This window comes from Brachybacterium sp. AOP42-C2-15 (assembly GCF_052377065.1).
Lineage (GTDB): Bacteria > Actinomycetota > Actinomycetes > Actinomycetales > Dermabacteraceae > Brachybacterium.
The window spans coordinates 77,697-100,646 of sequence record NZ_JBQSWK010000002.1 but is presented as its reverse complement, the minus strand read 5'-3'; the positions used below and the strand labels follow the sequence as shown (position 1 = coordinate 100,646).

Genomic DNA, 22,950 nt, shown 5'->3' with positions numbered 1-22,950 from the left:
GGGTAACCTGTCAGAGCTGTCCCTAGAACGTCTGTGCCGCGATCCGGCATCGAAGAGGAGTCCTCCGTGCGCCGTCCCCGCCGTCTCGTGCTCTCCGCCGCCGCCATGGGCCTGGCGCTCGCGGCCACCGGCTGCACGTACTTCAGCCCGGTGCAGACCCATGAGTTCTATCAGGCCGCCGACGGCACCAACGCCAATCTCGAGCAGAACGGCACCCTCTTCGCCGGCGTGCGCAATGCCGTGCTGGTCCTTGGTGAAGATGGCACCCCGGTGTTCTCCTCGACGGTTGTGAACTACTCCGATGAGGAGATCACGGTAGAGGTCGAGGGCAGCGCCGAGGGCAGTGCCATCTTCTCCGCCCAGGTGCAGGTCCCCGCGCACGGTGTCGTCGAGCTCGGCCCCAGCGAGGGCCAGCAGCTGGTCCCGGTCGGTGCGCTCGACGTGGAGACCGGCACGATCCTCAACCTCGATGTGACCGCTGGCGACGAGACCACCACGATCTCCCTGCCCACGCTCGACACCAGCCTGGGCTACTACGACTTCGAACAGCCGGCCGGGGGCTGAGACCCGCCGCTGTCACCATCCAGCATGCAGAACGCCCCGCAGCCTCGGCTGCGGGGCGTTCTGCATGCTGTCGTCCCGGTGAGGGTCAGCTGCCGGACTCGAACTTGTAGCCCAGTCCTCGCACGGTCACCAGGTGCACGGGGTTCTTGGGGTCATCCTCGATCTTGGCCCGCAGCCGCTTGACATGCACATCGAGGGTCTTCGTGTCGCCGACGTAATTGGCACCCCACACCCGGTCGATGAGCTGCCCGCGGGTGAGCACCCGGTCCACATTCCGCAGCAGCATCTCCAGCAGCTCGAACTCCTTGAGCGGCAGTGCGACCTCGGTGCCGTGCACCTCCACCACGTGACGCTCGACGTCCATCATGATGCCGCCGGCGTTCAGGGTGGTGTACTCCTCCGTCTCGGCTGAGTCCTGGCCGCGGCGCAGCACCGCCTTGATCCGGGCCAGCAGCTCTCGCGAGGAGTACGGCTTGGTGACGTAGTCGTCGGCGCCCAGCTCGAGGCCGAGGACCTTGTCGAACTCGTCGTCCTTGGCGGTGAGCATGATGACCGGCACCGTCGAGGTGCGGCGGATCTCCCGGCACACCTCGGTGCCGCTCATCCCCGGGAGCATCAGGTCCAGGAGAACCAGGTCGGCACCGTGGGCGGTGAAGATCCGCAGCCCGTCGGTGCCGGTGTCTGCGACGGCGACCTCGTAGCCCTCCTTCCGCAGCGAGTACGAGAGGGGATCGGAGAAGGACTCCTCGTCCTCCACGATCAGGATGCGCGTCATATCAATGTCCCTTTCCCGACCCATGACGGGTCATCGAGGCGGATGGGCTGCTGTGGGGGTCATCGACCGCGCGGGCGCCGACGGTGATGGTCTCGGTCCGACCCATCTCCGGCAGTCGGAGCGTGAACGTCGATCCCTGGCCCGGCATCGACCAGGCGGTGACTTCACCTCCGTGGTCGCTCGCGATGTGCTTGACGATCGCGAGGCCCAGCCCGGAGCCGCCGGTGGCCCGCGACCGGGCGCGGTCGACGCGGAAGAAGCGTTCGAAGACCCGCTCGAGGTTCTCTTTGGAGATGCCGATGCCCTGATCCTTGACGGAGATCTCGACCATGCCGTGATCACGGCGCACGGACACCCCGACCCGGGTGTGCGGATCGGAGTAGGAGATCGCGTTGGAGATCAGGTTCGACAGCGCGGTGGTGAGCATGGCGGGGGAGCCGAAGACGGTCAGCCCCTGTGTCCCGCCCACACTGACCTCGATCTTCGAGCCCAGTCCGAAGTTCCGGTTCAGCGCCACCGCCTCCTCGATCACCTCGTCGATCTCGACAGGCTCGGCGTCGGGCAGTGCGGAGCCGCCCTGGACCCGGGAGAGCTCGATGATCTCTTTGACCAGGTGCGACAGCCTGCGGGACTCCGTCTGCATCCGTTCGGCGAAGCGGCGCACCGCGTCCGGGTCCTCGGCGGCGTCCTCCATCGTCTCGGCCAGCAGGGTGATGGCGCCGACGGGGGTCTTCAGCTCGTGGGACACATTGGCCACGAAGTCGCGACGGGTCTCCTCGACCCGCACCGCACGGGTGAGATCGTCGGCCAGCAGCAGCGCCCCATGCTCGCCGAGGGCCCCGATGCGCACATCGATCACGGCATCGGAATCGCCCTGGGACGAGCGGCGCAGGCTGAGGCGCTCATCGCGGAACCCGCCGTTGCGGCCCACATCGGCCGCGAGCGCCATCAGCTCGGCGCTGGCCAGGCGCGGGTAGTCCCCCTCGGAGGCGCGCACGATGCCGTAGGAGTAGGCCAGGGGAGAGGCGCGCAGCACGTCACCGCTGGAGTCGAGCACGACGTAGGCGGAGGAGAGGATCGCGAGGACCTCGGCCGCGGCCTCGGGGACGTTCTGGCCGGGGGCTGTCGACGGCTCTGCACGGCGCCGCGGCGGCGGGGCGAGCGCAAGCATCGCGGCGACGCCGATCACCAGACCGATCGCGCCGGCGAGCACGAGGAGCGCAGACAGGGGCACCCGTACAGCCTAGGCCCCCGGCCGCGCTCTCCCGGACTGCCCAGCCAGCATGAAGGACAATGAGGTCAGGAGTTCATGGGGACTACGCTTCACGTTCACCGGCCGCCGCAGTCCGTTCACCCGAGATTGCGATCATCGGTGGCGAAGGTCCCTTCAGACAGAGGAGTAGTAACCATGCGCGAGGCGTACCAGAGCGACCTGCGGCATATCGTCGATGACCTGGTCGACATGGCCGAGCTGGTCGGGACGGCCCTCGAGGACGCGACCACCGCCCTGCTCGAGGGCGATCTCGCCCTCGCGGAGCGGGTCGTCACGGCCGACCCCCATATCGATGCCCGCCAGCTGGAGCTGGATGCGAAGGCGGTCGAGCTGCTGGCTCGGCAGTCCCCGGTGGCCACCGACCTGCGACTGCTGGTCGCGTCCCTGCGCATGAGCTCATCGCTCGAGCGCATGGGCGACCTGGCCGCGCATGTCGCGCTGGTCGCGCGCCGCACGCATCCGGACCCGGCCGTCCCGGAGCAGCATCGCGAGCAGATCGCGAAGATGTCCCAGCTCGGGCTGACTGCTCTCAAGGGGGCGACCGAGGTCATCCAGAGCCGTGATCTGGCGCTCGGGGCGCAGGTGGAGAAGCAGGACGATCAGCTCGACGATCTGATGATCGAGATCTCGCGCCAGATCTCCAGCAGCGGCGAGGACATCTACACCAACGCCGAGGTCATCGACCTCACGCTGCTCATCCGGTTCTACGAGCGCATCGGCGACCACGCGGTCTCCCTGGTGCGACGCATCGGCTTCCTGGTGACCGGAGACGCGCTCGACACGCTCAGCGAAGGTGTCGACGTCCCGGAGTTCTGAGCCGGCAGTCACGACGACGAAGGGCGCCCCGCAGGTTTCTGCGGGGCGCCCTTCGTCGTCGAGGTCGCGGTGGGTTGAACCCGGTGGGCTGACCCGGTGGGCTGGGCCTGGCGGGCGAGCAGGTGTTGTCGGGCTCGCGCTGGGGCTCAGCCGCGGTTGGGGCGGGGACGGCGGGAGGTCAGGCGCTCCGTGCCGCTCTTGGCTCCGCGCTTGGCAGCCACGCGCAGTCCCTGCAGGATGACCCCGGAGACGGTCGCCCAGAGCAGGATCTTCCAGAGCGGCTGGTCGTCCTCGGGATCCTTGATCGCCGCGATCTCAGCTTTCGAGAGGCCGTCCTTCTTCGCCTGCTTGCGACGCTTCGCGACGTCCTTCTTCGCAGACTTCTGTGCCTTGACGGTGGGGGCGTCCTCCCCGAAGACGGCGCCCCAGCCAGCGGCTGCGGCCTTGTTGCCGACGGTGGCCGCGACGATTCCTGCCACGGGGACGACGATGCTCACGAGCGGATTGGCCACTGTTTCCTCCAGGCGTCGAATGGTCTGTGTACGGGACGCTGCTCCCGGCGGATCAGTACGTCCCTGCGTGCTGAGCGTAATAGGTTCCCATGTCATCCGTGCGCAGGGCCTCGCGCAGCACCTCCATCGCCTCGTCATCCGTGCCGACGACGCTGGCTCCGCCGCTGGTGGTGATCGGCCCGGCGTGGGGGACGGAGAGGAAGTACATGTCCCCGCTGCGGACCGATCGCAAGGAGAGTCCGAGCTCGACCATCGCGCCGGCGCTCAGGCCGTCGTCGGTGGTGAGATACGGGGAGATGCTCTCGATGGTGTCGGCGAGCTTGCCGGGATCGCTCAGCGTGTCAGCGCTGATCAGCTTGTCGGCGATGCCCTTGAGGACCGCCTGCTGATTGCGGTTGCGCTGGAAGTCGCCTTCGGCGAACTGCTTGCGCTCGCGGACGAAGGCCAGGGCCTCCTCGCCGTTGAGGGTCTGGGTGCCCTCGGTGAACTGGTGGCCCTGCGCCTCGAAGGTCTGGGGAATCTTCACGTCGACTCCGCCGAGGGTGTCGACCAGGCCCTCGATGCCGTCGAAGTCGATCAGTGCGACATGGTCGATCGGGACCCCGGTGTAGTTCTCGACCGTGGTCACCGCCAGGCCCACGCCGCCGAAGGCGAGTGCCGCGTTGATGCGGTCCTTGCCATGGCCGGGGATGTCGACATAGAGGTCGCGCGGGAAGGAGGTGATGTACACGCTCTGGTTGTCATCGCTGATGTGCACCAGCATCATCACGTCCGAGCGCTGCCCGCTCACGCCCTCGGAGGCGGCGTCCTCGGGGGATCGCTTGTCCGAGCCCAGCAGCAGGAAGTTACGACCGCTGCCCTCGATCGCCTCCGGGCGGTCTCCGTCGGAGGCGCCGCGCGTGATCTGCACCACGGTGCGCTTCTCGTAGGAGTCCTTGAGCCCGTTGAGGTAGTTGCCGATCACCAGGCCCACGCCGAGCACGAGCACGGCGACCAGCCCGAGGGCGATCAGCGCCGCCCGTCGGCTGCGGCGCCGATCGGTGCGCGGATTCTCGTCATCATCCCAGTCAGCGGGAAGATCGACGTCGGCGGGGTCATTCATTCGGTGTCCCTCTCAGACGGTGCCGCCGAGGCGGACACGCTGCCGACGACGCCCCGATGCCCGGGGCGCCGTACTATCCCGGGTACCGAGGCACCCGGGTATACGCGAGATCCCATATTAGGCGTCCCGCGGTCCGGCCCTTGCTCTCGAAGCCGGTCTTCACACGACCCTCGAAACGTGGCGCCCATCCGGTGGTCGGGATGTTCGCCGGGATCGCGTCCGAGGAGCTCCCTTCGGGGCGGAGCCCCTCGGGATGCAGCAGGGCGAGCTCGGGACGCGGATCCAGCTGGGTCCTCATGTGGTGGGCGTACTGCGCCCAGTCGGTGGCCAGGCGGAATGTCGCACCGTCGGCCAGCAGCGGCAGCACCGCGTCCAGGAACGGCGGGTTGATCAGCCTGCGCTTGTGGTGACGCTGTTTGGGCCAGGGATCGGCGAAGTACACCCAGAGCTGGTCGATCGAGCCCTCGGGCAGCATCGCGGGCAGCGCCCGCTGCGCATCCAGCGGCAGCATCCGCAGGTTCTGGGGACTTCCCGAACGCTCCACCCGGCTCAGCGTCTGGGCGAGCCCGGGCAGGTACACCTCGGCTCCGAGGTGATCACGTTCGGGATGGGCGAGGGCGGCGGCGACGATGTTCTCGCCGGTGCCGCTGCCGACCTCGACCACGAGCTCGGCCTTCCGGCCGAAGACCGCTGCGGGATCCAGGCGGGTCCCCTCGGCGGGCAGGGTGTCGCGATGTCCGCGCGGCGGGTCGATGACGTAGAAGGGGGAGAGGCGGTCCCAGGCGTTCTGGCGACCCTGGGTCAGTCGTTCCCCGCGCCGCACGAAGGAGACGACATCGCGATGCGTCTTCTCCTGGCTCGCTGTCATCGACGGATCACTGCTCACGTCACTGCTCACGGCGGATCTGACCGTCCTCGACCACCACGGCGACCTCGGGGAGGTGGCGGGTGGCGGGGCCCACCAGCACGTCACCGGTCGTGGCATCGAAGCGGGAGCCGTGGCAGGGGCAGTCGAGCTCCTTCTCCTCCTGGCGCAGCGCGCAGCCGTTGTGGGTGCAGTAGCCGGAGTAGCCAGCGATGTCCTCGCCGGCGCCGCGCACCAGCAGCACGAACGGCTCCTTGCCACCGAAGTTCACCAGGGTGCTGGCGTTCTCGGGCACGTCCTCGAGCGAGATCGTGCCGTCCTCCGCGCGCAGCGGCGCGGCGGTGCCGAAGCCCTCATCCTCGGGCCCGCAGGCCGCGAGCCCTCCCAGCCCGGCCGCAGTGGCAGGGAGCAGCAGGGCATGACGACGGGAGAGGCACGGGCGTTCCATGGCGCCAGGATAGCGAGCCGAGCTGGGCGACGGCACTGCACGGAGGGTCGGTGTGACCGCGGTGACGGTGCTGCGCCGTGCGAGATCAGACGTCAGCGGCCTCGAGCTCACGCGGGTCCCAGGTGAGGATGCCGTGGGTGCGCCAGCCTCGCTCCCGCACCGCGTCCAGCGCCTCCCGCTTGCGGGCAGGAGAGAGGCGGTCCAGGTACAGCGATCCTTCGAGGTGGTCGACCTCGTGCTGGAGGGCGCGGGCGAGCACCCCGCCCTCGTCCTCCACCACGACCTCGGCACCCTCCAGATCGATGCCGGTCACGCGTGCCCCGCGGTGGCGGGCGGTGGGGAAGCCCTCGCCGGGGACTGAGAGGCAGCCCTCGAGGGTCTCCTCGTCGAGCTCGATCCCGCCGAAGCGTTCCAGCACGGGATTGATGACCACCCCGCGCCGCAGGGTTCCGCCGGCATCCGGGCACGAGTACACGAACAGGCGCCAGCGCGAGCCGACCTGCGGCGCGGCGAGCCCGGCACCGCTGGCTGCATCGTTGGTCTCGAACATGTCAGCGACCAGGGCGCGAAGCTCGGAGGTGACCTCGCGGACCCGCCGGGTGCGCTGCGAGAGGGCGCGGTGGCCGACGATGGTGATCGGGCGGACGGTCATGCGGAGAGTTCTCCTGTGTGCGGGGGATCAGTGGGCCCGCCCTGTGCGGGAGGGAGGGGGGTGCTGGTGATGCGGTGGCGCGCGGGCGGGTTGACGGCCAGCGGATTGCGGGCGTCGACGATCCACGGTCCTCGCTCCCGGCGCAGCGGCTCTCCGTCACGGGCCGCCTCGGCGACCACGCGGCCGAGCTCCTCCGCCCGCACCGCGTCCGCGGCGAGGAAGTCGAGGGTGTGCGTGGCGTGGGGGTCGAGCACGATGCGGTGCCAGGCATCCAGGCCGCTGGCGATCTGGCGTGCTCGCAGGAATTCGGCGTCCAGCGCCGCTCCGGAGATCACCACGATGTTCGAGATCCACATCAGCAGCAGGATCGCGATCAGCCCGTTCAGGGCGGTGAGGATCTCCGCGAAGCGGGTGGCGTAGACCATCAGCTGGCCGGCGATCAGCGCGGTGCCGAACAGCACCAGCACGCTCACGGTCGAACCGAGCGTCATCAGCCGGTAGCGGGGAAGGCGCACGTTGGGGAACAGGTAGTACGCCATGGACACCCCGATGATGAGGATGACCAGCAAGATCGGCCACTTCACGAGGTTCCAGGCTGCGAAGGCGATCCGCGGGATGCCCACGAACTCGCCGATGCGCTGCGAGGCCTCGCCGCCCACGATGATCATGCCGATGGCCAGCAGCACCACGGACACGATCAGCATGGTCTCGCCGAACACGATGGTGCGGAACAGGAGGAAGGGACGCCCTTCGCGGGTGTCATACACGCGATGCAGGGCGCGGTGGAAGGCCGCGACCCCGTTCGAGGCGGAGACCAGCGAGCCGGCCGTGCCCAGCAGCAGGCCCAGCAGACCGCCGCTGGTGGAGGACACCGCCTGGATCGCGCTCAGGAAGGGGCGGGGGTCCAGGGTCGGGAAGATCTCGGTGATCATTCCGGACAGCGCAGTGAGCGTCTCCGCCTCGATCCCGATCAGCGACATCATCGAGACCACTGCGACCGCGCCCGGGAACAGCGAGAGCACCAGATAGAACGTCATCGTGCCCGCGACGTCCCAGACCTGGATGTCGAGCATCCGCATCCGCACCCGGTTCAGGACGTGCAGGACGCTCAGCCGGGGTCGGGACAGCTCGACCACCGGCTTGATGCGTCGCGGTCGTGAAGAGGTCACCGTGCTGCTCCGGGCTCAGGGTCTGTGCGCCGAGGATGGGCGCTGATCGAGCCTATTCCACCAGGTTCTCCGCGGCCCGGCCGGTCAGCTCGCCGATCAGCTCTCGTCGATGATGTCGTCAGGGTCACTGGCGACCGGGTACTCCCAGGGATCGTCGGGATCGCCGGGGACGTGAGAGGTCATGATCGAGCCGTCGGCGCGCTCATCGCCCAGCCCGACGGGCCTGGCCAGCACGGAATCGTCGAGCAACGGCCCCTGATCCACGAGCGGCACCGTGACGCCCCCCGCATCGACCGTGACCCGTTCGCCGCGCACCGTGACCTCGACCTCATCGCCGCTCTCGAGCGTGAAGGAGATCTCCTCGCGCACCAGGCGGACCCGGAACCGGGAGCCCCGCACCGTGAGCGGGTACGACAGCTCCGGCCAGTCGGTGGGCAGCCGCGGGTCGAAGGACACCTGGCCGTCGTCGTGCCGCATCCCGCCGAAGCCGTGCACGAGCGCGTTCCAGACCCCGCCCGCGGAGGCGATGTGCACCCCGTCGGCCGTGTTGTGGTGGAGGTTGGCGAGATCCACGAAGAGTCCGGCACGGAAGTAGTCCAGTGCGGCCTTCTGATGGCCGACCTCTGCCGCCATGATCGATTGCACCACCGCCGAGAGCGAGGAGTCCCCGGTGGTGATCGGATCGTAGTACTCGAAGTCCGCGCGCTTCTCCTCGGCGGTGAACTCGCTCCCGCGCAGGAACAGCGCCAGCACGACATCTGCCTGCTTGAGCACCTGGAAGCGGTAGATCACCAGCGGGTGGTAGTTCAGCAGCAGCGGGAAGGCCTCGTCCGAGGTGCTCGAGAGGTCCCAGATCTCCCGCTCGAGGAAGCGGTCCTCCTGCAGATGGATCCCCAGCGACTCGTCCTTGGCGACATGCATGCCGTCCGCGCAGGCCTCCCACTGCTCGAGCTCCATCTCGTCCAGCTCGAGCTCGACGCGCATGCTCTCGTAGGCGCTGTCGTCCGCAGCGCGCAGCTCGCGCACCGCCCGCGCGGCACGCCGGAGGTTGAAGCGGGCCATGACGTTGGTGAACATGTTGTTGTTCACCACAGTGGTGTACTCGTCGGGGCCGGTCACGCCGTTGATGTGGAAGCTCGCTGCGCCATCGGCGGTCATCCGCCAGAACCCGAGATCAGCCCACATCCGCGCGGTCTCCACCAGCACCGGGACCCCGTCGCGATGCTGGAAGTCGAGATCGCCGGTCACATCGGCGTACTGGGCGAAGGCATACGCGACGTCGGCATCGATGTGGTACTGCGCGGTGCCGGCGGCGTAATAGGCCGAGGCCTCATCGCCGTTGATCGTGCGCCAGGGATACAGCGCTCCGCGCTGGTTCAGCTCCCGAGCACGTTCGCGGGCCTTGGGCAGCAGGTTGGTGCGGAAGCGCAGGGCATTGCGCGCCCACCGGGGCTGGGTGAAGGTCAGGAACGGGACCACATAGATCTCGCTGTCCCAGAAGTAATGCCCCTCGTACCCCGAGCCGGTGACGCCCTTGGCCGGGATGCCCCACTGATCGGAGCGGGCGGCGGCCTGGGCCAGCTGGAACAGGCACCAGCGGGTCGCCTGCTGCGCCGCGGGCTGCCCGGGCAGCTGCACGTCAGAGCGCAGCCAGAAGTCGTCGAGGTATGCCTGCTGCTCAGCGAACTGCACCTCGAAGCCGCTCTCGCGGACCCGATCCAGAGTGCGCCGGCAGCGGTCGAACAGCTCGCGGTGGGGGACGGAGCGCGAGGAATGGTAGGTGACTGCTTTGCGGACGGTCAGCGACTGTCCCTCCTCCAGATGGGCGCGCACGACCTGGCGGCCGAGATCCGCGGAGGTGTCCACGAGCTGGGTCACCTCCGCATCGGACTCCACCTGGTGGTCCGCGCCGACGGCCATCGTCATCCCCGAGTTGGCGACCCGGTACCCCATCAGCATCCGGCGCTCGCTGTGCCAGTCCTGCAGCGGCTCGAGCACCCGATGGGTGAAGTCGGTGGTGCGCCGTGGGTCGGCCTTGTCCGTGACCGCTCCGCCCACGAGACCCTTGCCGAAGTCGTCCCGGAAGTCCTCGCGGTTGATGATCTGTGACGAGATCGCGATCGGGGCCGAGCCCTCGAGCATCTCCACCTTCAACGTCATCACCGCCAGGTGCCGCTGCGCGAAGGAGACCATCCGGGCGCTGCTGACCCGGACCCGCTTCCCGGCCGGGGTTCGCCAGATCAGCTCCCGGCGCAGCACCCCCTCGCAGAAATCGATCCAGCGCTCGTACTCCTCGAGATCGGCGATCGACAGCAGCAGCGGCTCATCGTCGACGTAGAGCTTGAGCACTGACGAATCGGGCACCGAGATCATGGTCTGACCGGTGCGCGCGAAGCCGAAGGCGGATTCGGCGTGGTTGATCTGCCAGGTCTCGTGGAATCCGTTGAGGAAGGTGCCGTGGGTCTTTGCGTCCCGGCCCTCCTCCGGGGTCCCGCGCATCCCCATGTACCCGTTGGCGGTCGCGAAGAGGGTCTCGGCGAGGCCCAGGTCCTGAGGGGGCCTGGACTCGACCAGGCGCCATTCATCGAGTGGGAGCTGGGTGCGGTCGACGGGGTCGGCGGGCAGCGAGCGCAGGCGGGTCATGCGAGCTCCTCCAGGTCTGCGACGGCGAAGGTGGCACCGGCTGCGGCGAGCTCGGCAGCGCCGGCGCCGCGATCGACACCGATCACTGCGCCGAAGTCACCCGAGGCACCTGCCTGCACGCCGGAGACGGCGTCCTCGTAGACGACGGAGTCCGCGGGCTCGACTCCGAGCAGCCGGGCGGCGTAGAGGAAGGTGTCCGGTGCCGGCTTGCCGGGCAGTCCCTCGCGGGTCGCGACGTTGCCATCGACGATGTGCTCGAAGCGGTCCAGCAGTCCCGCTCCGCTCAGCACCTCCTCCGCGTTGCGGGAGGAGGAGACGATCGCCAGCCGCGCGGTCGGGGGCAGGGCATCGAGGTAGGTGACGGTCCCGGGATAGGGCGCCACGCCGTCGGCCCGCAGCAGCGAGAGCACCAGGTCGTTCTTGCGGTTGCCGAGCCCGCGCACGGTCTCCGCACCGGGATCCTGGACGCCGGGATCATCGTCGATGCCCTCTTCCAGGGTGATCCCCCGGGAGCTGAGGAAGGTGCGCACGCCGTCGTAGCGGGGGCGCCCGTCGACATGGGCGAAGTAGTCGGCGTCGGTGTACGGCTCGTCGATGCCGCGAGAGGTGAGGAATCGACTGAACATGTCTGCCCAGGCGCGCATGTGCACCTCGGCCGTCGGGGTGATGACCCCGTCGAGATCGAAGAGATGTGCCGTGTAGTCGGCCGGTCGGAAGGTACGCGCAGCAGTCACGCCGAACATGCTACGGCGGTCCCTGTGGACCTGGGTGCGGACCGGGCTCGGTATGAGGCTATCGCCAGGGCGTGGCATGGGAGCCGGGGCGTGGGCTACCCTGCGAGAGTCCGCTCCCGCGCTTCGGCGCCGGTGCGGAGCGGCTTGAGACCCTTCGAGGAGAAGATGACTGTCACGGAGTCGCTGTCCGTGGTCGGCGCAGTGCGCCGCGCGCTCGAGATCGATGAGCGGACCAGCCACCAGGGCCACCCTCTGGTCCGCGCTGTGCTCACCCTGACCACGAATCTCGACCGTGCCCCCGCCCAGCTGTGGCCGCTGCTCACCAGACCCGGAGAGCTCGCGCGATGGTTCGGGCCGGTCGCCGGCGAGCTGCATGAGGGTGGGAGCTTCACTGCGCCGGGCGGAGTGCATGGACGGATCCTCGAGGTCGAGGCGCCCCACCGGCTCACCTTGTCCTGGACATCGTCCAGCGGCGAGGACCCGCTGCTGATCAGGCTCGATCCGGAAGACGACGGCACCACGCTGCTGCATCTGCGCCACACCGCGCTGGTCGACGTCGAGGAGTTCGAACGGACCGGCCCCGGCGCCCTCGCCATCGGCTGGGAGCTCGCGCTGCTCGCGCTCGCCGCCGAGACCGACGGCTGGCGCTCCAGCTGCCTGGGCTCGGTGCCCACCCCCACCCCGGAGTGGCGGCGAGGTCCTCAGGCAGCTGCGTATCTGCGGGCCTGGTCGGTGCGCTGGGCTGCCGAAGCCGTCGCGGCCGGAGTCGACGAGGGCGTCGCACGTCGCGGCGAGGCGGCGACCACCGGCACTTCCTTGGGCACCTGAGCTCCCTGCTGGAAATCTGAGTCCCTCCTGGAAACCAGAGTCCCTCCTGGAACTCTGAGCCCCTGCTGGGTTCCTGAGGCCCTGCGGCTGCCCACTCCCGGGGTGCTCGCGCTGTCCGTGACGTCCGCACCCCGGAGCTCTTTGCCCAGGCTCACTATCGGGTGACAGACTCGGCCGGTGACCACACCTGCGCCGAGCTCCCGCCCTCGGGACCCGCGCACCCCGGCGCAGGTGCTCCGCTCGCTCACCCCGTCGGTGTACGCGCCGAGCCTGCTGGAGTTCACGGGTCTCGCGGCGCTGATGCCCGTGGTGCCGCTGATCGCCCGCGACCTCGGGTTCAGCATCCCGCAGGCGGCCGCGCTGTCGATGATCTTCGGGCTCACCTCCTTCCTCGGCCCCATCCCGGCAGGTCGACTGATCTCGCGGATCGGGGCTCGTCGCGCACTGGTGATCACCGGTGTCGTGCTGGTGGCCGCGAACCTGGCCGCGTATCTGATGCTCGACCCCGCACTGGGCGGGGGCGGCGACCTCACGCATCGCCTGCTGCTGATCGGGGTCCTGCTGGTGATGGCGGCGAGCACGCAGGTCTGGCAGTTCGGGCGCCAGTTCTATCTCGGCACCGCGCTGCCGCCGGCGATGCGTGCTCGCGGGATGACCCTGTTCGGCGGCGTGATCCGCTTGGGAGAGGTGATCGGCCCTCTGCTAGGTGCGGTGGTGATGGCAGTGGGCTCGATGGCCTGGGTCTTCCTGCTGTTCGCCGTCACCGCCGCAGCCGGCACCGTGATGATCGCCCTCTTCCTCCCTCCGGGGGAGGCGGGACCGGCCCCCGCGCGCGGCCGCCGCAGCGAGCGACGGCCGCGCAGCCAGGCACGCGGCCGGCTGGATCGTGCCGTGCTGCGCCGCATGATCGCCGTGGGTCTCGGCATCTCCCCGGTGATGGTGGCGCGCGTGAACCGGCCGGTGATCGTGCCGCTGCTCGGCGATTCGCTCGGGCTGGACCCGGTGTGGATCTCGATCGTCTTCGGGGTCAGCGCGGCGCTCGAGATCCTGCTGGTGATCCCCGCAGGCAGCCTCATGGATCGTTTCGGCCGCGCTGCGGTCGCCGTCCCCTGCGCGCTGCTGATGGGTGCCGGCTTCCTGCTGCTGGCCGTGCTCGGCATCGTCCTGCAGGGGCAGGGTCCAGGGCTCGCACTGGTGGCGCTCCTCGTGCCCAGCCTGCTGATCGGTCTGGGAAACGGCCTGGGCTCGGGGCTCGTGATGACCCTCGGCATCGACGTCTCCCCGGTGTATGACCGCGCGACCTACCTCGCCTGGTGGAACACGATGCTGGGGGCGGGACGCCTGGCGGCGCCGCTGATCGTCACCGGCGTCACGCTGGTCGCCCCGGTGGCCATCGCCGGAGCGGCGACCGGAGCGATCTGCGTCGCAGGGGGAATCTGGCTGACACGAATACTGCCCCGCGTCACACCCTCCGGGGGGACCCGGAGGAGGTGAGGCGGGGCAGCGTGGACACCGACGAAGCCGGAGCCAGGAGATCAGCCGGAGCCAGGAGCTCAGGCGGCGGCGGGCACCAGGGCGTTCTCGGCCGTGCTGTGCAGCAGCACCTGGGCATCCTCACGAGGGATCGAGCGGGCGATCGCGATCTCGGAGGCCAGCGGGTCGATGGCCTGCTTGAGCAGGTTGCGCTCCGCGAGGCTCGAGGGGACGCCGCCCGAGTCACGGACGATGTTGCGGATGACCTCGATGCGGTCGGTGAGACGACCGGTCTGGAGCTGCATCTGGAGCGACTTGATGCGGTGAGCCCAGGACGCCTTCTTCTCCGGCGGCTCGATGGGCTCGCCGAGCTGCTTGATCATCGTGACGATCTCCTTCTCGACCAGGAGCGCACGCAGTCCGATGACGTCCTTGCCGCCGGAGGGCACGGAGATGCGCATCTCGTCACCGATGACCACGAGATCGACATATTCACGCTCGACGCCGCGGACGGCGCGGGTGGAGGTGGAGACGACGCGCACCGGTCCGTGGACGGGATGTGTGAGCACTTCTCCGGCGTTCGGGGCGGCGGTGACGTCAGACGCTTCGGCAACGGACAAGGGGTTCCTCCTCTGTGGACCTGCGCACCGGCGGTACCGCGGCCCTGGTGGGGTCGAGGCGGCCACGTCCGGCATCGTGCGGTCCCGGACAGGGCCCGGGACACGGGGGTGACGAAGTGGCTCGAGTGCCGCTCGACCTGCAGGAACAGGGTGACGGCACCTACGACGGAGCAGTTCATTCTCTCACGGATCTGACAAAATATCCAGAGCGTGACGTCTCCACCTACATCACATCGGCAGATCATCGGTAGACCATCGGCATCGCGTCGACAGCGTGTCGGAGCCGCATCAGCGTCACGTCGGAGCTGGGTCATCGCGACGGTCTGTTCGAGACGGAAGTCGGAGGCTCCTGCGGGTCGTGATGCGGTTCGATAGGGATATGGTCCCCGGCTCCGCAGCATCCTCCACCGAGCGCGAGCTCGTCCGCTTCGAGGACATCGGGGTGGTGCTCGACGGCAACGTGCTCCTGCTCGAGGCCACCGGGAGCGTGCAGGCCGGAGAGGTGCTGGCACTGACCGGTGCCAACGGCTCCGGCAAGACCACGCTGCTGCGGGTGCTCGCCGGCCTGCTCGAGCCCACTGCGGGCACGGTGCAGATCGCCGGGCGGACACCGGATGATCGCGACCGCACCTTCCGCACCGCTCTCGGCGCACTGATCGGCCCGCCGCAGACGGCCCGGGACCTCACCGTCGCCGAACACCTCCAGTTCATCGCCGCCACCTGGGGGACGCCCGCGGCCGCCGGGGCCGAGCAGGCCCAGGCGCTGCTCGAGGAGCTGGCGATCACGCCGCTGGGACGCCGATTCCCGCATGAGCTCTCCAGCGGGCAGACGCAGCTGGTGTCCCTCGCGCTGACCTTCGCGCGGCCGGCCCAGGTGCTGCTGCTGGATGAGCCCGAGCAGCGACTGGATGCCGACCGGCTGGAGCTGGTGATCGATGCGATCCGTGCCCGCGTCGACGCGGGAACGGCCGTGGTGATGGCCACTCACCATCCCCGGATGCTCGAGGCGCTCGCCGATCACCGCCTCCACCTGGAGGACGCTCCGTGACCGGGGATCTCAGCGCCGTCCGCGAGGTCTGGGCGCAGCGCAGCCAGGCCCGGACCCGCGCCGATCTGCTGTACCTGCTCTACGTGGTGGCACTGAGCGTGCTGGTGTTCGCCGCACCCGTCCTGCAGATGTCGGGAACGTTCCTGGCCCGGCCCGATGTGCTCCCCGCGCTGCTGCACCCCCTCGCCCCGCAGGTCACCACGACCGTGTCGCTCGCCGCGGCGAGCGTGATGGTGATGCTCGGCGCCGTGCGCGGTCCGGCGCTGATCGCGCCCTTCTTCACCGCGACCCTCGCCGCCAGTGGGATCCGCCGACGAGACGTCCTCTGGCGGCCGCTCGCTCGGGCGCTGCTGGTGCCAGCTCTCGGCATCGTCATCGTGACCTCCCTGATCGCGGCGACCCTGGTGACCGACGGCGCCGCCACGGGAGCAGGTGGCGCATGGTTCGTGGTCGCTGGAGTCGGCACCGGCCTGCTGCTCGGTGCGGCCTGGCTCGGCGGCGAGCTGCTCGGGACAATGCATCGACGGCTCCTGGCAGGCGTGCTGCTGGTAGCGGCCGCGCTCTGCACGGCGCTGCCCCACGCGCCGGGGCTCGGCGGCGCCTACCCGGTGACGGAGACCCGGCCGAAGATCTGGGCGCTGCTCCTGCTGGGAGCGGGGGTCATCGCCACCGCGGCGGGCTTCTCGCAGCTGGACAGGCTGCGGGGAAGCGTGCTGCGAGAGCAGAGCCAGCGGTGGGCATCGACCACCACGATCGTCACCACCGGGGACGTGGCTGGTGCCGCCGGGATGCTCCAGCTCCCGCCGTCGGCCGGACGGCGCCTGCCTGCGATCGGATCGCGGCCGCTGGTGCTGCTGTACGCCAGACGAGATGTGGTGACGTGGCTGCGCAGCCCGGAACGGCTTGTCGCGGGAGTGGTGGTGGCGTTGCTGGCGGCCGCAGCGCTCGCCGGCTCCACCCTGCTCACCGGCCCGCTCGCCTGGGGTGCGGTGGTGCTGGGAAGTGCGGCGCTCTGGGGCGCCGGTGGCACCCTGGTCGACGGGATCCGTCACGGTGTCCATACCCTCGGGGCGCCCACGCTGTTCGGCCAGTCGGCCGCCGTCCAGGTGCTCCTGCATTCCGTCGCGCCGGCACTGCTGCTGAGCGTGCTCGCGACACTCGGCGGAGCCACCACGATGCTGGCGGCCGGCGAGGGGCTCACAGCAGTCGAGATGGTCATCCTGCCCGCGGCCCTGGCGCCGGTGATGATCGTCGGCCGGGCGCGGGACGCTGCGAAGGGCCCGATGCCGCTGGGCCTGATCACCCCGATGCCCACGCCGCAGGGGGACATGGCGGTGATCCCGATGCTGGCCTGGCAGTCCGATGCGATACTGCTCGCCGTGCTCTCCGGTGCGGTGCTCGCCGGTCTCGGACTGCTCGGCCCGCCCTGGCTGCTGGGCGGCGCGGCGATCCTCACCGCCGCGATGGCGCTCATGGCCTGGACTCGCATGCGGGCACTGCGACGCTGAGATGCTGAGGCGCTGAGGCGCTGAGGCGCTGAGACGCTTGTGAACTTGAGACTCTGAGGAGCTGCGGCGATGACGAGCACCCCGTGGAATGTGCGGACCACCGAGAATCCGCTGATCCGCTGGCTGGGTCGGCGGCTGACGGTGCTGAACGCACGCCACCCCTGGAACCACAACGCGCACTTCCACCGCTGGATCCTGCGTTCCGTGCCTGCCGCCGCCACCACGGCGCTGGACGTCGGCTGCGGGCGCGGGGATCTGATCACGGCGCTCGCCGGCGTGATCGGGCCCGGTGGTCGGGTGGACGGGATCGACCCCGATCCGGAGATGGCGCGCCTCGCCGCGTCCGAGGTCGCGCCGATCCCGCAGGCGCGGATCCATCGTCGCACCCTCGCCGAGCATGCCGCCTGGCCTGAGCACGCGGGGTGCTACGACGCGATCACGATGGTCGCGTCGCTGCATCACATGGATCTCGACCAGGCGCTGAACCAGGCGAAGATCCTGCTGCGCCCCGGGGGCAGGCTGCTCGTGGTCACCCTGACGATGCCGGTGACCACGCTCGACCAGCTGTGGGACCTCGGGAGCGCCGTCACCAATCCACTGATCGGCCTGGTGAAGCACCCGCGCCCGGCGCGCGGTCCGGATCCCGCGGCCGCGGTCCCGGTGGCCGATCCGGCCTGGTCGCTCGACGAGCTGAGGGAGCGCGCCGGCCGGGTGCTCCCCGGAGTCCGGATCCGCAGGCGTGAGGGCTTCCGGGTGACGCTGCTCTGGCAGAAGCCTGCAGTCCCGATCAGCCGCGGGTGTGCTTCGCGATGACCTCGCCGAGGCGGCCGATGGCCTCCTCGATGACTGCGGGGGAGTGGGTGACGAAGCTCAGCCGCATCGTGGAGCGGTCGGCGTTGTCGGCGAAGAAGGACCAGCCGGGCAGATAGGCGACGCCTGCCGCGACCGCCTCGGCGAGCATGCGCTGGGCGTCGTATCCCTCGCCGAGCGCGGCCCACAGGAACATCCCGCCCTCGGGTCGGGTCAGGTGCGCGCCGTCCGGGAGCACCGGGGTGATCGCCGCCGTCATCGCGTCGCGACGCTCGCGGTAGACCGCGCTGACCGTCGCGACATGGGCGTCGAGATCGGCGGTCTCGAGATATCGCGCCACCGTCAGCTGGTCCACCACGGAGGACTGCATGGAGATCGCGGCCTTGGCGACCGCGAGGGTGTCCAGGATCGGGCCCTCCGCACGCATCCACCCGATCCGCACGCCGGGGCTCATCAGCTTGCTCATCGAGTTCAGCAGGATCGTGCGCTCGCTCATCCCGGGCAGGGACGCGATCGGCGCCCAGGTGCTGCCGGTGAAGCTCAGCGCGCCGTAGGGGTCGTCCTCGATCAGCGGCACGTCGGTGCGCAGCAGCACGTCGGCCACCGCCTGCCGACGCGCCACCGGCATGGTGCGCCCGGTGGGGTTCTGGAAGGACGGGATCAGGTAGACCATCCGCGGATGGTGGGTGCGGATGGCCTCCTCGAGCGCTTCCGGGATCACCCCGTCATCGTCGGTGTCGACCCCGATCATGCGTGCGCCATGAACAGCGAAGGCCTGCACCGCCGCGAGATAGGTGGGGGACTCGACCAGCACCACGTCACCGGGCTCGAGCAGGGCCTGGGCGATGACGAACAATCCCTCCTGGGAGCCCGAGGTGACCCGGATCTGGGAGGCGTCGGTCGGGAGATCACGGGAGAGACGGCGTGCGGCCTGCTCGCGCAGCTCGACCTCTCCCTCGCTCACCCCGTACTGCAGCGCCCGGTGGCCCTGGTGGGAGAGCACCCAGTCGTAGCAGGCGGTGACGTCCTCGAGCGCGAACAGCGCCGGATCCGGGATCCCGCCGGCGAAGGAGACGATGTCCTTGCGGGCGGCGAGGGCGAAGATGTCCTTCAGCGGAGAGGACTCCATGCCCGCGTAGCGCGCGGCGACGGGGAAGCGGAACGGCTGTCGGGTGGGCTCGAACGGAGCAGACGCGGTCATCGGCCCATGGTGTCACGCGAGCAGTGCGCCCTCGAGGAGCAGCAGTGCCTGTTTGGTCTCTATCCCGCCTGCGTATCCGGTCATCGCCCCGGTGCTGCCCACCACCCGATGGCACGGCACCACGATCGACAGCGGATTGGAGCCGACGGCGGCACCGACGGACTGGGCCGCACGCGGCCGTTCCAGGGCGCGGGCGATCTGCCCATAGGTCGCGGTGGTGCCACGGGGGATCGAGGCCAGGTGCGCCCAGACGGCCCGTTGGAACTCGGTGCCCTCGGGGGCCAGCGGCAGCGTGAACTCCTCCCGGTCCCCGGCGAGGTAGGCGAGGAGCTGGGCCTCCGCCTCGTCGAGCACGGGGTGGGGGGCCTCGGCGACCGCGCCGAGCCGAGCCGCTGCAGGGAAGTGCTTCTGGTCCTGACGCCAGACGCCGACGAGTCCGTCGGCGTCTGCCGCCAGCAGGTAGGTGCCGAGTCGGGTCCCGACGAGGCGATGGGAGCGGCCGGGGCGGAGCGGGGTGGTGGTCATGAGCGGTCCTTCCGAAGGGTTCGGAGTTCTGCAGGGAGGTCGTCACGGTGATGCCACAGGTGCATCACCGCATAGCTGCGCCAGGGGGAGGCGGCGAGCAGAGCGGCATCGAGCGCGGGGAAGTCCTCGGCCAGCTCGAGGGCACGGGCGACGGCGAGCAGGGCGACGTCCCGCTGCGGTGCCACATCGATCGCGCGGGCTCCGCGCAGCAGGGCGTAATCGGCGGTCCAGGGACCGATCCCGGGCATGGCCAGCAGCCTGTTGCGCAGCTCGGGCAGGGGGAGGTGCGGATCCGGTGGGTCGGTGAGCGCGCCGGCCAGGGTGCGGCGGCGTGCGCCGGGCCCCCGGAACCATTCCTCGGCGCGGGCACCGGCCTCGCCCGGTGACACCGAGAGCCGGTGGACGTGCCCGGTGTGCAGCGACGCGGGCAGCTCGGCTCCGGCGAGATCGGTGGCGCTCTCGATCAGAGCCCGGGCGCGGGCAGTGCTGATCTGCTGACCGACGATCGCCCACATCAGCGCCTCGGAGAGGCTCGGCGTGCCGGGGATCCGCACTCCCGGGCGCGCGTCGAGGAGAGGGGCCAGAGCAGGCATCGCGGCCCGCAGGCCGGCATCGATGCCATGCGGGTCCGCATCCAGGTCCAGCATCCGCCGAGCCAGGGCGACGGCGGCGGCATAGTCGCGCAGGTCCGTCAGCCGTGCAGTCAGCGGCAGTAGTCCCTCTTCCGCTCCGAGGTCGACCTGCAGGACTGCGGGCCCATGGGGGAGGGCCACGGCACGCGTCCAGACGAGGTCCTCGACGTGCTCGACCCCGGGGATCGCCCGGGTTGCGAACCAGCTCGCCAGTCCGGCTCCATGGAAGGGGCGGCGCACGGCCAGGTCGGCGTGGACCACGGCGATGCTGTCCGCGCGACCCTCGTCTCCGACGCCGTCTGCGCGAGCGGCGCCCATCGCGCCCCCGGTTCCGCGCCGAGGTGCGGCGAGCTCACGGATCGCCGACGGGGCCCGGCCGAAGATCCGGCGGACGGTCTCGTGCAGCTGGCGCTCGCTGCCGAAACCGGCCGCTGTCGCGATATCGCCCATCGGCCAGCTGGTCGAGCGCAGCAGCGCATGGGCGCGGCGGGCCCGGGCCATGCGGGCATGCGCGACCGCCCCGGTGCCGGTGCGGGCCACCAACGCCCGGTGCAGGGTCCGCTCGGTGACGTGCAGCTGGTCGGCGAGCTCGCTCACGGTCGTGCTCCCGTCCAGTCCGGCGTCCAGCGCGCCGGCGTGGATGAGCGCGAGCGCCCGGTGCGCGAGCTCACCCGCAGGATCGTCGGAGTCGGCGCCCGGAGGGGTGAGCGGCCCACAGCGCTTGCACGCCCGGTAGCCACGCTCGACCGCCGCGGCGGCGCTGGGGGTGAACTCCACCCGGTCCCGGCGCGGTGTGCGCGAGGGGCACGAGGGACGGCAGAAGATCCCGGTGGAGCGCACGCAGGTGAAGAACACACCGTCGAACCGCGCATCGCGCGCGGCGATCGCCGCATAGCGCTGGTCGTCCGTGAGCATCTCCATACCTCCAGTGAACCCCTCTGCAGCCTGCCGCGCCAGCGGGATCCGGACAGAGTGATGGACCCCGATCCTTTTCCAGCAACCCCTGCGCCCGGCCGCACGGCGCTCGCAGGTTCGCAGTTCGTCGATCACTCCCTGCGTGATCGGTCGCTCTCCTTCCCTCGCAGGCTCGCAGTTCGTCGATCACTCCCAGCGGAAGAGCAGTGCGGAGACCACCACCCCAGCCACCACTGCGGCGAGCAGGGATGACAGCGAAGCCATCTCCATCGGCGCTCCCACCCATGCCCGCTGGAGCGCCTGCACCCCGGCGCCGAACGGCAGATGGTCCCCGACCACGGCGAGCCGCTCGGGAAGCGCCTCGCGCCCACCGAACATCCCTCCCAGGGCGCCCAGCCCCAGGAAGCCGACCAGACCGATCGCCACCGCGGAGTTGGGAGTGGGGGAGACCGCCGCGACGATCATCCCCAGCGCGTACATCGCGGCCGCAGACAGCGCCAGGATCCCCAGGGCCGCGACGAGGTTCGAGGGCAGATTGAGGCCGAACACGACGGCGGTGAACCCCAGCGCCAGCCCGATGCCGAGCGCGGACTGCAGGACGGAGACGAGCACCTGGGCGGCCAGCACCATCACGGGACTCACCGGGGTGACCGACATGCGCTTCAGGATGCCGGAGTGTCGGTAGTGAGCCAGGAAGCTGGGCATGTTGACCACCCCGATCATCGACAGCACCATGATCAGCACGATGGGCAGGACGCCCACGTCCAGAGCAGTGAAACCGCCGCCGACCTCGACGTCGGCCGTGCCACCGGCGGTGGTCAGCAGGATCAGCAGGGGCATCCCGATCGGCACGATCATCCCGGCCGTGTCGCGCAGCACCATCTTCGACTCGGAGATCACCATGACGACGAAGGATCGAGGCCCGGGATGGTGACCACGCAGCTCGGACGGGGCGGGGGCAGCGGGGGTTCCAGCAGTCATTCGGCAGTCTCCATCTCGTGTCCGGTGAGCTGGACGAAGGCCTCGTCCAGAGTGGTGGTTCCGGCACCCTCGATGAACTCGACCGGGGTGCCGGCGGCGAGCACCCGGCCCGCATCCAACAGCACGATGCGGTCGCAGAGTCGCTCGACCTCCTCCATCGTGTGACTGACCAGGAGGATCGTGACTCCGTCGGCCTTCAGATGCTCGATGGTGCGCCACATGCGACGTCGCGCCGCCGGATCCAGCCCAGTGGTCAGCTCGTCGAGGATCACCACTCGGGGCCTGCCCACGAGCGCGAGCGCCACGGACAGGCGCTGCTGCTGGCCGCCCGAGAGCTTCGCGAAGCGGGTGGTGCGCTGGGCATCGAGTTCCACCAGATCCAGCAGCTCCCGGGTCGGTCTGGGATCCGGGTAGAAGCTGCGGTAGAGCGCGAGCAGCTCGTTCACGGTCAGCGCATCGTGCAGCTCCGCGTCCTGCAGCTGGACCCCCAGCACCTGCCGCAGCACCCTGCGGTCGCGGAACGGGTCCAGGCCCATCACCGTGATGCGACCTCCGTCGGGCCGTCGCAGCCCGGCGATCATCTCGACCGTCGTGGTCTTGCCGGCCCCGTTGATGCCCAGCACCCCGAGGGTCTCACCCTGAGCGGTGGTCAGACTGATGCCGTCGACGACGGTGCGGCGTCCATAGTTCTTGGTGAGCTGCTGGACCTGGACAGCGGGGTTCTTCGTGCTCAGAGGTGTCATGGTCTCGACGCTACGGAGGCAGAGCCCGGAGCACCTGTGCCCACCGTCATCGGTCCCTACCCGGCGCACCATGGCCATCGGCACGGGTGCGCGCAGAGGGAGCGGCCTAGCAT

The 22,950-nt window shown here is 69.9% G+C and carries 23 protein-coding genes; 7 read left to right on the top strand and 16 right to left on the bottom strand.

Annotated elements, in window-relative coordinates; translation table 11 throughout:
• The first annotated feature begins 66 nt into the window (after positions 1–66).
• Positions 67–564 (top strand): hypothetical protein, encoded by a 498-nt coding sequence (locus ACT3SQ_RS01660; RefSeq protein ID WP_442332150.1) that lies wholly within the window; start codon positions 67–69, stop codon positions 562–564.
• Between the two features lie 85 nt (positions 565–649).
• On the opposite strand, the gene ACT3SQ_RS01655 is transcribed toward ACT3SQ_RS01660, so the two are convergent.
• Both ACT3SQ_RS01655 and ACT3SQ_RS01650 read right to left on the bottom strand, forming a co-directional pair.
• Complete coding sequence (locus ACT3SQ_RS01655) at positions 650–1,339, bottom strand: response regulator (protein ID WP_441444737.1); 690 nt, start codon at positions 1,337–1,339, stop codon at positions 650–652.
• Between the two features lies 1 nt (position 1,340).
• Entirely contained in the window at positions 1,341–2,573 is a 1,233-nt protein-coding gene (locus ACT3SQ_RS01650; RefSeq protein ID WP_442332149.1) for a sensor histidine kinase, read from the bottom strand.
• 174 nt (positions 2,574–2,747) lie between these two features.
• On the opposite strand from ACT3SQ_RS01650, the gene phoU reads away from it, so the two are divergent.
• Entirely contained in the window at positions 2,748–3,428 is a 681-nt protein-coding gene (gene phoU, locus ACT3SQ_RS01645; RefSeq protein ID WP_441444735.1) for a phosphate signaling complex protein PhoU, read from the top strand.
• Between the two features lie 146 nt (positions 3,429–3,574).
• Here the strand turns inward: phoU and ACT3SQ_RS01640 are convergent, their stop codons facing one another.
• The 8 genes from ACT3SQ_RS01640 to ACT3SQ_RS01605 all read right to left on the bottom strand — a co-directional run bounded on the left by ACT3SQ_RS01640 (position 3,575) and on the right by ACT3SQ_RS01605 (position 11,562).
• Positions 3,575–3,925 (bottom strand): DUF4235 domain-containing protein, encoded by a 351-nt coding sequence (locus ACT3SQ_RS01640; RefSeq protein WP_441444734.1) that lies wholly within the window; start codon positions 3,923–3,925, stop codon positions 3,575–3,577.
• Between the two features lie 67 nt (positions 3,926–3,992).
• On the bottom strand, positions 3,993–5,042 hold the full coding sequence (locus ACT3SQ_RS01635; RefSeq protein WP_441444733.1) for an LCP family protein: 1,050 nt from the start codon (positions 5,040–5,042) through the stop codon (positions 3,993–3,995).
• Positions 5,043–5,115: 73 nt separating this feature from the next.
• Positions 5,116–5,910 carry a tRNA (guanosine(46)-N7)-methyltransferase TrmB gene (gene trmB, locus ACT3SQ_RS01630; RefSeq protein ID WP_442332147.1) on the bottom strand — a complete coding sequence of 265 codons (795 nt, stop codon included), beginning with the start codon at positions 5,908–5,910 and terminating at the stop codon, positions 5,116–5,118.
• A 19-nt stretch (positions 5,911–5,929) separates the two neighbouring features.
• Positions 5,930–6,355, bottom strand: coding sequence for a ubiquinol-cytochrome c reductase iron-sulfur subunit (locus ACT3SQ_RS01625; protein WP_441444731.1), 426 nt, complete (start codon positions 6,353–6,355; stop codon positions 5,930–5,932).
• Positions 6,356–6,440: 85 nt separating this feature from the next.
• Positions 6,441–7,007, bottom strand: a complete 567-nt coding sequence (def, locus tag ACT3SQ_RS01620) for a peptide deformylase (protein ID WP_441444730.1) — start codon at positions 7,005–7,007, stop codon at positions 6,441–6,443.
• Positions 7,004–8,176: a YihY/virulence factor BrkB family protein gene (locus tag ACT3SQ_RS01615; protein WP_441444729.1), complete on the bottom strand. Its 1,173-nt coding sequence runs from the start codon at positions 8,174–8,176 to the stop codon at positions 7,004–7,006. Before ACT3SQ_RS01615 ends, def begins: the two co-directional genes overlap by 4 nt.
• Before the next feature lie 96 nt (positions 8,177–8,272).
• The gene (locus tag ACT3SQ_RS01610) at positions 8,273–10,819 is read right to left on the bottom strand and encodes a glycoside hydrolase family 65 protein (RefSeq protein WP_441444728.1); all 2,547 of its coding nucleotides are present in this window, start codon (positions 10,817–10,819) and stop codon (positions 8,273–8,275) included.
• Positions 10,816–11,562: an HAD family hydrolase gene (locus ACT3SQ_RS01605; protein WP_441444727.1), complete on the bottom strand. Its 747-nt coding sequence runs from the start codon at positions 11,560–11,562 to the stop codon at positions 10,816–10,818. Before ACT3SQ_RS01605 ends, ACT3SQ_RS01610 begins: the two co-directional genes overlap by 4 nt.
• A gap of 156 nt (positions 11,563–11,718) precedes the next feature.
• Here ACT3SQ_RS01605 and ACT3SQ_RS01600 point away from each other — a divergent pair, with 156 nt between their 5' ends.
• Entirely contained in the window at positions 11,719–12,381 is a 663-nt protein-coding gene (locus ACT3SQ_RS01600; RefSeq protein WP_441444726.1) for an SRPBCC domain-containing protein, read from the top strand.
• Between the two features lie 177 nt (positions 12,382–12,558).
• On the top strand, positions 12,559–13,875 hold the full coding sequence (locus tag ACT3SQ_RS01595; protein ID WP_444591937.1) for an MFS transporter: 1,317 nt from the start codon (positions 12,559–12,561) through the stop codon (positions 13,873–13,875).
• 59 nt (positions 13,876–13,934) lie between these two features.
• Here the strand turns inward: ACT3SQ_RS01595 and ACT3SQ_RS01590 are convergent, their stop codons facing one another.
• Positions 13,935–14,474: a CarD family transcriptional regulator gene (locus ACT3SQ_RS01590; RefSeq protein ID WP_441444724.1), complete on the bottom strand. Its 540-nt coding sequence runs from the start codon at positions 14,472–14,474 to the stop codon at positions 13,935–13,937.
• A gap of 379 nt (positions 14,475–14,853) precedes the next feature.
• Here ACT3SQ_RS01590 and ACT3SQ_RS01585 point away from each other — a divergent pair, with 379 nt between their 5' ends.
• The 3 genes from ACT3SQ_RS01585 (at position 14,854) to ACT3SQ_RS01575 (ending at position 17,843) form a co-directional block, all read left to right on the top strand.
• Positions 14,854–15,522, top strand: a complete 669-nt coding sequence (locus tag ACT3SQ_RS01585) for an ABC transporter ATP-binding protein (protein ID WP_441444723.1) — start codon at positions 14,854–14,856, stop codon at positions 15,520–15,522.
• Entirely contained in the window at positions 15,519–17,030 is a 1,512-nt protein-coding gene (locus tag ACT3SQ_RS01580; RefSeq protein ID WP_441444722.1) for a hypothetical protein, read from the top strand. Before ACT3SQ_RS01585 ends, ACT3SQ_RS01580 begins: the two co-directional genes overlap by 4 nt.
• 69 nt (positions 17,031–17,099) lie before the next feature.
• Positions 17,100–17,843, top strand: coding sequence for a class I SAM-dependent methyltransferase (locus ACT3SQ_RS01575; RefSeq protein ID WP_441444721.1), 744 nt, complete (start codon positions 17,100–17,102; stop codon positions 17,841–17,843).
• Here the strand turns inward: ACT3SQ_RS01575 and ACT3SQ_RS01570 are convergent.
• The 5 genes from ACT3SQ_RS01570 to ACT3SQ_RS01550 form a co-directional block, all read right to left on the bottom strand.
• Positions 17,818–19,041, bottom strand: a complete 1,224-nt coding sequence (locus ACT3SQ_RS01570) for an aminotransferase-like domain-containing protein (protein WP_441444720.1) — start codon at positions 19,039–19,041, stop codon at positions 17,818–17,820. The genes ACT3SQ_RS01575 and ACT3SQ_RS01570 overlap by 26 nt on opposite strands.
• A gap of 12 nt (positions 19,042–19,053) precedes the next feature.
• Positions 19,054–19,566 (bottom strand): methylated-DNA--[protein]-cysteine S-methyltransferase, encoded by a 513-nt coding sequence (locus tag ACT3SQ_RS01565; protein ID WP_444600772.1) that lies wholly within the window; start codon positions 19,564–19,566, stop codon positions 19,054–19,056.
• A complete protein-coding gene (locus ACT3SQ_RS01560; RefSeq protein WP_441444718.1) occupies positions 19,563–21,119 on the bottom strand; it encodes an Ada metal-binding domain-containing protein in 1,557 nt (518 codons plus the stop codon). Before ACT3SQ_RS01560 ends, ACT3SQ_RS01565 begins: the two co-directional genes overlap by 4 nt.
• Positions 21,120–21,299: 180 nt before the next feature.
• Entirely contained in the window at positions 21,300–22,094 is a 795-nt protein-coding gene (locus ACT3SQ_RS01555; protein WP_441444717.1) for an ABC transporter permease, read from the bottom strand.
• A complete protein-coding gene (locus ACT3SQ_RS01550; RefSeq protein ID WP_442332145.1) occupies positions 22,091–22,837 on the bottom strand; it encodes an ABC transporter ATP-binding protein in 747 nt (248 codons plus the stop codon). The genes ACT3SQ_RS01555 and ACT3SQ_RS01550 overlap by 4 nt, the downstream gene beginning before the upstream one ends.
• Positions 22,838–22,950 lie beyond the last annotated feature (113 nt).